The 1,120-nt window shown below is 35.2% G+C and carries 1 protein-coding gene; it reads left to right on the plus strand.

The genetic code is table 11. The features are described 5' to 3' along the window. Window positions 1-222: 222 nt before the first annotated feature. Entirely contained in the window at window positions 223-831 is a 609-nt protein-coding gene (locus tag HFP08_RS28855; RefSeq protein ID WP_168124079.1) for a stalk domain-containing protein, read from the plus strand. Window positions 832-1,120: the final 289 nt, after the last annotated feature.

The raw sequence follows: 1,120 nt of genomic DNA on the forward strand, positions 1-1,120 counted from the left end.
AGTCTGTACTCATTCCGATAATCTTGGCAGTAATATGTATATCAGATAACTCATAATCAACGTTAATGAAATCGCCTAGAACAATCTTGTCCCCAAGCACACTAAACAAAGCGGGTTCGGCATTCTTCTTAAAAGAAATTGCACAACATCTTGGAAAAATGTGTTACTATTATGATGATCAATTGGATAAACACATAATCAAAATCAAACGGAGGTTTCACAATGAAAAAACTAACCATAGGTGCAACCAGTTTTATTGCAGGAGCATTGCTTATGACTGGAATATCTGGCTATGCTGCCCCTGCATTAGAGAAAGTGTCAGCTTATGTCAACAACACAGTTACACTTAAATTGAATGGAGAAAAGGTGGAAACTTCTCAACCAATCCTCACCTACAACGATAGGACATATGTATACCTTAAAGATGTAGGCGAGTTGGTTGGTGCTGATGTGGGTTGGAACAATGATGAAAGAAGTGTTGAGATTGTTAGCGATCCTGTTGATGATGAGAGTGAAAAAACAATAAATGAAGCAACAGTGAAATGGATTAGAGGAAGAGATTTAAATAAATATTTTCTAGATGTGGCACACACACCTGAAAAGTTCACATCTGGAATCCTCTACGGAGATGTTTATGTAATAAACGACAAAAAGGAATATCCGGTTGATTTAGACAGCTACTATTATGATGATAGATTGGGAACATTCTATACAGTAGATTTTATGTTATCAATATATGAAGAAAAAATAATTAATTCTCTTCCGACCTACAGTATTGAAAAAAATGAAGACAGATCGAAAACTAAAATCACTGAAATTAGCCAAACTTAGCTACAGAATTGGCGCTAACCCAATTTCGAGTGGCTACAATGTTACTGTTGATTTTTACATTATCTTCGTTTGGAGTATTAATTTCGATCTGCGAACCTGAATTTATATATAAATATCCTAATGAAGCTATTTCTAAAGCATCCGATTTGTCTAGTTTTGCTATCGAAGCGACATCGCTAAAAATTATTGCTTTAGAACGTAAGCGTCAAATCCCCCACACATATTATTCAATGAAACATCATGAGAAAATGAAGGCATCCTAGAAAACGGGAGGCTTACTTATGACAAA

Origin of the sequence: Paenibacillus sp. HB172176 (assembly GCF_011947265.1) — a bacterium.
In the GTDB taxonomy this organism is placed as follows: domain Bacteria; phylum Bacillota; class Bacilli; order Paenibacillales; family Paenibacillaceae; genus Pristimantibacillus.